This window comes from uncultured Devosia sp. (assembly GCF_913055165.1).
Lineage (GTDB): Bacteria > Pseudomonadota > Alphaproteobacteria > Rhizobiales > Devosiaceae > Devosia.
This window is the reverse complement of sequence record NZ_CAJXJS010000004.1, coordinates 107,305-116,994: the sequence shown is the minus strand read 5'-3', so window position 1 is coordinate 116,994 and position 9,690 is coordinate 107,305. Positions and strand designations below refer to the sequence as shown.

Below are 9,690 nucleotides of genomic sequence, written 5' to 3'. Positions count from 1 at the left end.
CCCGAGCGGGTGCGGATCGATGCGGCGCTATCCGGCCTCAGGCCGCCAGGCTCTCCCGCGCGCCGACGCCCAGCATGATGTTGAGGTTCTGCACCGCCGCGCCCGAGGCGCCCTTGCCCAGGTTGTCGTAGACGGCGCAGATCACGGCCTGGGCGCGATCGTCATTGGCGAAGACATGCAGGGTCAGCGTGTTGGTACCATTGTGGATCTGCGGGTCGAGGGCGGCGGTCTTGCCCAGGGTCGGGTCATAGGGGGCGACGCGCACAAAGCTGTCCGGGATGGCAGCGTAGAAATCGCTCAGCGCCGCGTGCAAATCCTTGCCTGTCGGGATATCGGCGACCATGTCGAGATGCAGCGGCAGCGAAGTCGACATGCCCTGCGCGAAATTGCCAACCAGTGGCTCGAACAGCGGGGCGCGGTTGAGCTTGGCGTAGTGGGCCATTTCCGGCAGGTGCTTGTGCTGGAAGGTCAGGGCATAGGGCATGTACTGGCTGGCCTTGTCGCCCAGGGCCTGATATTCCTCGACCATCTGGCGGCCGCCGCCGGTATAGCCGGAAATGCCGTGATAGGAGAGCGGATAGTCGCCCGGCAGCAGACGCGCCTCGACCAGGGGGCGGGCGGCGGCGATCAGGCCCTGCGGCCAGCAGCCGGGATTGGTGACATAGCGCGCCTTCCTGATTTCCTCGGTCTGGCCGACATCCATTTCGGCAAAACCATAGGCCCAGCCCTCGGCAACCCGGTGGGCGGTCGAAGCGTCGATGACGCGGGTCGTGTCGTTCTCGATCAGCGCAACGCTTTCCCTGGCGGCGTCGTCGGGCAGGCACAAAATAGCGACATCGGCTGCGTTGAGCAGGCGCTTGCGCTCGTCCAAATCCTTGCGCTTGTCATGGGCGATGGAGATGACTTCAAGGTCGCGGCGTGCGCTGAGGCGCTCGCGGATCTGCAGACCCGTGGTACCCGCTTCGCCATCGATGAAAATCTTTGCGACCATCTCTCATCCTCCGTTTTCGGACGCGCGGTACATGGGGCCGGGCGGGCTGCGCGTCAAGAAAATAGCGCATGAGCGGACAGGTGGTTCCTGATCCGGGATTGTCATGATCCCGGACGGGTGGCAATGATTTGACCAAACGGACAAAACCGGGAGAGGCCAGATGACTACGCCGCACAATCACGCCAAGCCGGGCGACTATGCCGAAGCGGTGTTGCTGCCTGGCGATCCGCTGCGGGCCAAATGGATCGCCGAGACCTTTTTCGAGGCGCCGAAGCTCGTCAATTCCGTGCGCAATTGCCTGGGCTACACCGGCACCTGGAAGGGCAAGCCGGTCTCGGTGCAGGCCTCGGGCATGGGCCAGCCATCGCTGGCTATCTATGTGCATGAGCTGATCAACACCTATGGCGTCAAATCGCTCATTCGCGTGGGCACCTGCGGCGGGCTCAATACCAAGGTCAAGGTGCGCGATGTGGTGCTGGCGCAGGCAGCCTCGACCGACTCGTCCATCGTCAAGGGCCGCTTTGGCGCCTTCAATTTCGCCCCCATCGCCGATTTTGGCCTCTTGCGCGCGGCGGCCGACAAGGCTGATGCCAAGGGGCTGCGCTATCACGCGGGCAATATGCTGTCCTCGGACATCTTCTATCATGCCGACGGGTTTGCCGGTTACGACAAGCTGCCCGATCACGGGGTCATCGGCGTCGAGATGGAAGCGGCGGCGCTCTATACGCTGGCGGCACGGTTCGGGGTGAAGGCGCTGACCATCTGCACCATGACCGATTGCCTGATCACCCACGAAGAGATCGACGCCGAAGCCCGGCAGACCTCGCTCAAGGACATGGTGGAACTGGCGCTCGACGTAGCGGTGGAGGTCTGATGGCGAAATCTTTCTCCGTCGCAGACCGGCTGTCCGGCTCCATGGACCGGCGTGACGAGGCACCCAATATCGCCCTTGCCGAGGAAATTGCCGCCGCAGGGGACAGTGCCGCCGTCAGCGAATTGATCGCCCTGATCGGTTCTGGCACCACGCGCCAGCGTAATGACGCAATCAAGGTGCTCTACGAGATCGGCGCTCGAAAGCCCGAATTGATCGTGGGTTATTGCGGCGTGTTTCTCGAAGCGCTGGGCAGCCGTACCAACCGGCAGGTCTGGGGTGCCATGCAGGCGCTGGACAGCGTGGCGGCCTTGCGGGCCGAGCAGATCGCCGCCGAATTGCCCCAGATCATCGAGGCGGCCGATCGTGGCTCGGTGATCGCCAAGGATCGCTGCACGTCCATCCTGACCAAGCTGGCGCGGGCCGGCTATGCGGACAAGGCCGTGCCTATCCTGGTCGAACGGTTGAAGACTGCAGCTCCCAACCAGTTTCCCACCTATGCGGAGGAAACGGCCAGCGTGGTGACGCCGGAGGCGAAGCCGGGCCTGATCAGGACGATCCGGGAGCGGCTTGCGGGCATAACCCAGCGGGCCAAGCGCGAGCGCATGGAAAAGCTCTTGCGCAAACTCAATGGATAGTTGCTTTTCGGGGCGTTCCGGAAACGAAGATAACGGAGGCCGGTTTGGCTCTGATTGCAATGATCCTGGTGGGGCTGGTGGCCCTTATCCATCTCTATATCGTGCTGCTCGAAATGGTCTGGTGGGACACGCCGCGCGGCCACAAGGCCTTCCGGCTCAAGCCGGACTTCGCGCGGCAGACCAAAGTGCTGGCGATCAATCAGGGCGCCTATAACGGCTTCCTCGCAGCGGGCCTGATCTGGGGTCTGGTGCATCCGGACCCGGCCTTTGCCTGGCAGATCCAGATCTTCTTCCTCGCCTGTGTGGCCGTGGCGGGAATCGTGGGCGCGGTAACGTCCAGCCGGAAGATCCTGTTCATCCAGACAGTGCCAGCAGTGATCGCGATCATCGCGGTGATGCTGGCCTGACACCCTATCTTCCGCACTGGACCTGCAGTCCTGCCCCTCCCTCCCCTTGCTGGGGAGGGATTGAGGCTGGGGTGACCTCTCGTCAAACTTACTGTGCCAGCGCACCCAGCACCCGCACCCAGCTGCGGATGCCGCGATGGAAGCTCTCCAGATCATACTTCTCATTGGGTGAGTGGATCTGGTCATCGACATGGGCAAAGCCGATCAGCAGGGTATCAAGGCCCAGAATGCGCTTGAAGTCGCCAGCGACTGGGATGGAGCCGCCCGACCCGGTGATCACTGCAGGCTTGTTCCACTCATCAGAGAGCCCCTTGAGTGCGCGACGCAGATGCTCGCCATCCGCCGGCACGGTGATGGCGGGCGAACCGCCATGGGGGGTAAACTTCACGCTGCAGTCGGGCGGGATCATGCTTTCCACATGAGCCCGGAAGGCCTTGCGGATCTTGTCGGGGTCCTGACCTGAAACCAGGCGGAACGAGATCTTGGCACTGGCTTTGGCGGGAATGACGGTCTTGAAGCCGTCGCCGGTATAGCCGCCGATCATGCCGTTGATTTCGCAAGTGGGGCGCGCCCAGAGCATTTCGAGCACGCTGCGATCCTGCTCGCCGGCGGGGACGGACAGGCCCGCTTCGCCCAGAAAGGCCTTTTCATCGAAGCCGAGGCCCGCCCATTGGGCCTTGAGGTCGGGGGAGATTTCCGCCACGTCGTCATAAAAGCCGGGCAGGGTGACCGAACCGTCGGGCGCGCGCAGGCTGGCGATGATCTCGGCCAGCACCTGATTGGGGTTGCGGGCCGCATTGCCGAACATGCCTGAATGCAGGTCCTTATTGGCAGCCGTGATCTCGATCTCGTCGGCGACGAGGCCGCGCAGCATGGTGGTGATCGAGGGCGTCTGGCGATCCCACATATCGGTGTCGCAGACCAGCGCGATATCGGCCTTCAGCTCCTCGGCGTGCTCGGCCATGAAGGGTGGCAGATTCTTGCCGCCGCTTTCCTCCTCGCCTTCCAGCATCATCGAGATGCGGATGGGCAGCGATCCGGTGGCCGCCTTCCAGGCGCGGCAGGCTTCGATGAAGGTCAGCATCTGGCCCTTGTCGTCCGAGGCGCCGCGGGCGACGATTACCTTGCGGCCGTCCTTCTCGCGAATCTGCGGCTCGAAGGGGTCGGTATCCCAAAGATTGAGCGGATCGACCGGCTGCACATCATAATGAGCGTAGAACAACACATGCGGGCCGGCCTGTTCGGGGCCATGGGCGACCACGACGGGATGTCCGGGCGTGGGACGCGCCGAAGCGGAAAAGCCCAGCGCGTCAAGCTCGCCGGCAAGCCAGCCGGCAGCCTTCCGGCATTCTGACGCATAGGCCGGATCAGTGGAAATAGATTTGATGCGCAACAGGTGAAACAGGCGCTCCAGGCTTTGATCGAGCCCCTGATCGACGGCGGTGAGTACGGTGTCGATGGTGGCCGGGCTGGTCATTTGCTGGTCCTTGATTGCGAATCCGGAGGGTCGGGTGGCGCACCATGGCGCGCCGCGCCCGGCACTGTCCAGTGGCACGGGGAACGGTGTTATTGTCATACTAATTGAGCTGTGGTTAGGTCTTTCCGCGCAACAGGTGACGGGAGTGGGCATGGACAGGTCGGGTGGACGCGCGCGACATTCGGGCGATCTGATTGCCTCGCTGTCGGGGCGCAATTTGGCGCGCAACCTGCATTCGGACGTCTTGTGGGAACTGGGTCTCGCCATTGTCTCGGGCCGCTTCGCGGAAGGCGAAATCCTCCCCTCCGACAGTGAATTGCTCGACCGTTTCGGGGTGTCGCGCACGGTTCTGCGCGAAGCCCTCAAGACCCTGGCGGCCAAGGGGCTGATCGAGGCACGGGCGCGTATCGGCACGCGGGTCCTGCCGCGCAATCGCTGGAACCTGTTCGATGCCGATGTGCTGGCCTGGTTTTTCGAGCTCGGGCCAGAGGTGAGTTTCCTGCGCAGCCTGGCCGAGGTGCGCATCGGCATCGAGATCGAGGCGGCGGCCCTGGCGGCCGAGCGGTGCCGCCCCGAAGACGCCGCAGCCATGATTGCCTGTGTCGACAAGATGGCAGGCTCGGAAACGCCCGCCGATTTCGCCCGTCACGATCTCGAATTCCACCATCTGGTGGCCAAGGCCTCGGGCAACCCGTTCATGGCCTCGATCAGCGCCCTGGTGGAAATGGCGCTGACAGCGGCTTTCACGATCTCTTCGCCGGTCAATGATCCGGCTGCGCTGGCCGTCACCGTGGGCGTGCACCGGCGCATTGCCGAGGCCATCCGCGATGGCGATGCCCATGCCGCGCGCCTGGCCATGCGCGACGCCATTTCGCAGGGCTTCGACCGCGCTGCGGGACGGATGGAAAAAGAGGGATAGGAAAAATGGTGGAGCTGAGCGGGCGCGCTCTCCCAAAGGATTTTTCACATTACTTCTTAATGAGATGCCCGTATTCCAAGGGTTTGAGGGTACCATTTTGGGGTACACGGTGGGGTACTTTCCCTAAATCTTTGGTGACGGCAATGAACCGATCTTCGGCAACCGACAAGAGCTTTCTCGAGCAGCACAACGGAAAGTGGCGGGTCACCCTCAGCGTGCCCACCCACCTTCGGAAAGCCATGGGCAAAACCAAGGTTAAACTCTCCTTGGGGACCGACAGCCTCGCCGTCGCCAATGAGCTCAAATGGGGCGTGCTGGCCAAGCTCAAAAAGCAGATCCGGGATTTCGAGCTCGACGGCAAGGCGGCCAGCAAGGGCGAGCGGTTGCGCATTTTCAAGGAAGCCGCCGAGATTGCCGAAACCTTGGCTAAACATCCGGCAGACGTCCATGAAAAACTGGCTGGGGAGTACCTGGGAAATCGGGTGATAGAAATCCTTGGAGCACCGGTTCGATATGAACGGGTGAACGCCTGGGAAACCGAAGAGAAGCAGGAAAGCGATGCCGGAACCCCGATTGCGATCTATGACAAGGAGCGCGAGCAGCTCGCCAGCCAGTTCATGGATATTGCATTCCATGGCGGAATTCCCATCGGCAAGTTGGACGCCGACTACAAAAAACATCGGCTGAAAGTGTCTCCGCGAACCGAAGGGGATCATGACCGCGCCTTGGTCATGCTGGCAGCCTTTTGTATAGAGCAGGGTGTTGGCGACGATATCCGCAAGGTCGACCGGTGGGTGGTGGCGGCTTTCATCTCGTATCTTGAAACGAGCAAGGGCCTGGCTGCGCGAACCAGTAAAAAATACGTGTCCCGGCTCAAGCTGTACTTTGACTACGCCCTTTCCCAGCAAACGATCGAGGACAACCCTTGGGAAAAGGGGAAGGTGCATATGCCGACTGCCAAGAACAGCGACAAGGAACGCCCGTTCACCGAAACTGAAGCGGCAAAGCTCCTCATGGGTGAATGCAATCAGGCCCTCAAGGACGTGATGATGATCGCCGCATTGACCGGAGCACGGCTGGACGCAGTCGTTGACTTGAGAGCTGACGATATCATCGAAGGTAAGTGCTTCCGCTTCAAACCGCAGAAGCGCGAGCCGGGAGTGCGATTCATCCCCATCCATCCTGACTTGAAGGGAATCCTTGAGCGGCGGCTCGAAGGCAAGCAGGGTACGGACAGTTTGTTCCCCGAGTATCCCACTCCGGAAAATCCACAACGTGAACGGAGTTTCGCGGCGAGCAAGCAGTTCACCACATACCGGCGCAAGCTTGGGGTCGACGAAGTGGTTGTTGGCAAGCGAAGGTCGCGGGTGAATTTCCATTCTTGGCGCCGCTGGTTCATCACGAAAAGCGAGCGTGCGGGAACGCCCGACCCATTAATTTCGGCGATCGTAGGTCACGCCCGCAAGGGCATGACTCTCGGTCACTATTCGGAGGGCCCCGAAATGATCGCCGCACGCAAGGCGATCCGTAAGGTAAAGCTTCCTCCGTTGGATGGCTCGCCGATTTTTGAACCCGAGGCCGTGACGCCTCGGTCCTAACCATCGCAGAAAATGAATTCCAGCATAGGGTACGGCGCCGGGATCCATTGAGTTTCCGGCGCGTGCGTCACACACGGGGGTCAGGATGCGCAAATCGTCACAATGGGTTTGGCTTAAGGAGAACTGGGAGCCGATAACCGCGCTTTGCGCGCTCTTTATTGCGGCATTGTCGCTCATCTTCACCTGGGCCGGACACCGCGAAATCGAGCGTGCCAATCGGTTGGCGCGCGCGCCGCTTGTCCGCATCGTCCATGACGTCGAAAACCACCTCATAGCCATCGAGAATCTCGGTTTCGGTCCCGGCAAGATCTACCATCTCGACTTTGCGGTGGGCGATTTTACATGGTCGCTCGACGAAACGGATCAGCCGCATTTGATAGCGTCGGAGATTTCGGACGCCGTTGGTGCGGCGCTTTACGAAACCGCTCCGGAACTGGCTGACCGGTTGTTCGAAACCCAAGCGAGCTTCACCCAGCCCCTTTCGATCCTGAAAGTGGGAGATGTCGTGCCGATTTTCCGGTTTTCTTCCGACTTCTTCAACGACGCACCTCCAGATGCATTCAGGTCCCTCTACAGTTACCTGTCGATACGGGCCTGTGTCGTCGATATGCTGGGAGAAACGGGCGGCAGGGCTTTGAGTGGTGCAAATCGGGACTTCTCCGTCCCATGCCCCGAACCATTTGCGCCATACCAGGAGGACCCCTGGTGGAGGTTTTGGTAACTGGTGCAGATTTAACTTGTAGCAACCCACCGGCAGTAAGTACGAGCTGATATGCAACAGTCGAAGGCGCCGCGATGACGGGTATGGAAAACAATGCCGCCGATCAGATGTGGCTCGATGAGTTGGTGGACGTAGCAACAACATACTACGAAACTACCGACGCACCTCTATTGATGTCGAAATTCGGTCAAACTCACCGAGAGCTGCGAGCGGAACTGGTACAGCGTTTCGGCAGCCTGAGTAACGCCGTACGTGCCGTTGGAAATCGCTTGGAAGTCATCAAGATCAGTGGACTGGTCGGGCAGGAAGCGATTGCCCCCGTCGACCGGGTTAAGCGCGTTACGGAAGAGCTGGCGCAACGGTCGACAGGCAGACAGCTGGCCGCGTCCTCGTTCTTGCGACTGCCGTTCCCCTTGCGAGTGGCATTTTGCGTGAAGACCGAGCAGGGGGAAAAAGTCGCGGTTAGTACCGAGCCTCCCTATCGCTACCTCAAGTTGGAGCCGGAACAAGCCATCCCCTTCGGAATGGTTCTGCTCGACGAGAAATACCGGCATCCGGGTTTGAGGCTCGAGAATGCTTCGGACGGCGAGTTGCAGGCCTTGTGGGCCAATTATTCGCTTTGGGCCAACGAGGTGAATTTTGCTCCATCAGGCTCCCCGACCCAAAGCACGCATCAGGCCAACGCCCTCACACGCTTGATGGGGGCACAGGACGAGGCGATGAAATCCAAGATCAAGATTCCCCTGGACATCATCGAGATCTTACTGAAGCACCCCTGATGCCGAAAACGAAAACGAGCCCGGTCGCGGGGCCGAGCACTCTCGGCCTGATCTTGCTTGCCGGATTGCCATTGGCAACCGCCAATCCGGCAGCAGCCACACTCCAAAACCGGTTAAGCGGTTGGAGGGTGAAGGCTTTCCCATTCGCGGAAAATGACGGGACGATGTACTCCGACGGAAGAGCAACCCTCAGCCTCTTGCGGGATGCGTGTGATTTTGCGGAAGTCCAGCGAGACAAGAGCTCCGGTAGCACCGTCCCACGACCGAGCAGAATCTTGCTTTGCTACGTGGATTCGCCCACCAGCAACGATCTGCTTACCGCCTTTGGCTTCTCGACATTCCCCGTTCCGGTAGATGCGAAAAGCGACTGGAAGAGCGGGAAATCTTGGCGTTTCAACATCGATACCGTTGTGCCGGCCTTCATGAAAGCCATCGAGGGTACGAACGAAGGAACAGCGAAGGACGTGCGCTTGCGTATCGAGGCGAAGCGGCCTGACGAAGTGCTGCTTCTTCCCTCGAGAAACTACATTTTGCCGGACAAGGGCTATCTCTCAACCCAGTTCGAGGCGGCTGTATATGGGAGGTTGGGATGGCCTGAAGTGGGCGCGGGGCTAGCCTCGAAGAAGTACACCAAGGAAAATCTGGGACGGTTTTACGCGCGTGTCGGAGGCAATCGTAAGCACTTCCACGTCGACGACCGAGGCCTAGTTTTCGCGAACTCTTCACACGGGCTTCATGGGCCTACGCGGCAGTTACAGCCTGAGGTGAAGGTTCCTGCCGAAGATCTCCGCCGGCTTCTCGAAGGACTTTACCGTTTCGGCACGCCGGTCTTGTCGGGCTTTCAGCACGACGTGCAATACGAGCGTAATAAGGACTTGGCCAACGAGCCCTTCGAGTGTTCCGAAGTAGGGACGATCAACGTCTCGGGCACCCACGCCAACCTTTACACCAATGACGTGGTGCGACCGACATGAATCTTAAAGGGCGAGTTTTTAGGCTCGCCCTTTAATCAATGAGTTATCTTCATCTACGGCCACTCGGTTGATGATCAACCGTCACCAATCAAAGTCGCTGCTCGTTAGAGCTTTGACCCGACTTGTTCTCCCGAAAGGGAAGCGGACCCGACAGCTTTCGCCACCGCCCGAGTCACCGCATTGCGGGTCTCCCGAGGAATTAGGATAACTCTCTCCTTATTTCTGTGCCGGAGGGCTCTACTCCAATTTAGTAAGCCGCCGCCCGTATCGCAAGGCATTTTCCAGCTGTCGACGTTTATAGGGTTACCGACACCT

At 60.4% G+C, this 9,690-nt stretch carries 10 protein-coding genes; 8 read left to right on the top strand and 2 right to left on the bottom strand.

Annotation, left to right across the window (positions count from 1 at the left end; all coding sequences use genetic code 11):
* Positions 1-37: 37 nt before the first annotated feature.
* Entirely contained in the window at positions 38-991 is a 954-nt protein-coding gene (argC, locus tag QZ564_RS02945) for an N-acetyl-gamma-glutamyl-phosphate reductase (protein WP_297104327.1), read from the bottom strand.
* Between the two features lie 160 nt (positions 992-1,151).
* Between argC and deoD the strand changes: the two genes are divergently transcribed.
* Genes deoD through QZ564_RS02930 form a run of 3 tightly spaced genes read left to right on the top strand, consistent with a single transcriptional unit; the run spans position 1,152 to position 2,907 of the window.
* Complete coding sequence (deoD, locus tag QZ564_RS02940; RefSeq protein ID WP_297104324.1) at positions 1,152-1,865, top strand: purine-nucleoside phosphorylase; 714 nt, start codon at positions 1,152-1,154, stop codon at positions 1,863-1,865.
* A complete protein-coding gene (locus QZ564_RS02935; RefSeq protein WP_297104322.1) occupies positions 1,865-2,500 on the top strand; it encodes a hypothetical protein in 636 nt (211 codons plus the stop codon). The genes deoD and QZ564_RS02935 overlap by 1 nt, the downstream gene beginning before the upstream one ends.
* 50 nt (positions 2,501-2,550) lie before the next feature.
* Entirely contained in the window at positions 2,551-2,907 is a 357-nt protein-coding gene (locus tag QZ564_RS02930; protein WP_297104330.1) for a DUF1304 domain-containing protein, read from the top strand.
* 88 nt (positions 2,908-2,995) lie between these two features.
* On the opposite strand, the gene QZ564_RS02925 is transcribed toward QZ564_RS02930, so the two are convergent.
* The gene (locus QZ564_RS02925; RefSeq protein ID WP_297104319.1) at positions 2,996-4,384 is read right to left on the bottom strand and encodes a M20/M25/M40 family metallo-hydrolase; all 1,389 of its coding nucleotides are present in this window, start codon (positions 4,382-4,384) and stop codon (positions 2,996-2,998) included.
* A 151-nt stretch (positions 4,385-4,535) separates the two neighbouring features.
* On the opposite strand from QZ564_RS02925, the gene QZ564_RS02920 reads away from it, so the two are divergent.
* The 5 genes from QZ564_RS02920 to QZ564_RS02900 all read left to right on the top strand — a co-directional run bounded on the left by QZ564_RS02920 (position 4,536) and on the right by QZ564_RS02900 (position 9,375).
* On the top strand, positions 4,536-5,303 hold the full coding sequence (locus QZ564_RS02920) for a FadR/GntR family transcriptional regulator (protein ID WP_297104317.1): 768 nt from the start codon (positions 4,536-4,538) through the stop codon (positions 5,301-5,303).
* 143 nt (positions 5,304-5,446) lie between these two features.
* Entirely contained in the window at positions 5,447-6,901 is a 1,455-nt protein-coding gene (locus tag QZ564_RS02915; RefSeq protein ID WP_297104315.1) for a tyrosine-type recombinase/integrase, read from the top strand.
* An 85-nt stretch (positions 6,902-6,986) separates the two neighbouring features.
* Positions 6,987-7,622, top strand: a complete 636-nt coding sequence (locus QZ564_RS02910) for a hypothetical protein (RefSeq protein WP_297104312.1) — start codon at positions 6,987-6,989, stop codon at positions 7,620-7,622.
* A 74-nt stretch (positions 7,623-7,696) separates the two neighbouring features.
* A complete protein-coding gene (locus QZ564_RS02905; protein WP_297104310.1) occupies positions 7,697-8,401 on the top strand; it encodes a hypothetical protein in 705 nt (234 codons plus the stop codon).
* On the top strand, positions 8,401-9,375 hold the full coding sequence (locus QZ564_RS02900) for a hypothetical protein (protein ID WP_297104306.1): 975 nt from the start codon (positions 8,401-8,403) through the stop codon (positions 9,373-9,375). Before QZ564_RS02905 ends, QZ564_RS02900 begins: the two co-directional genes overlap by 1 nt.
* Positions 9,376-9,690: the final 315 nt, after the last annotated feature.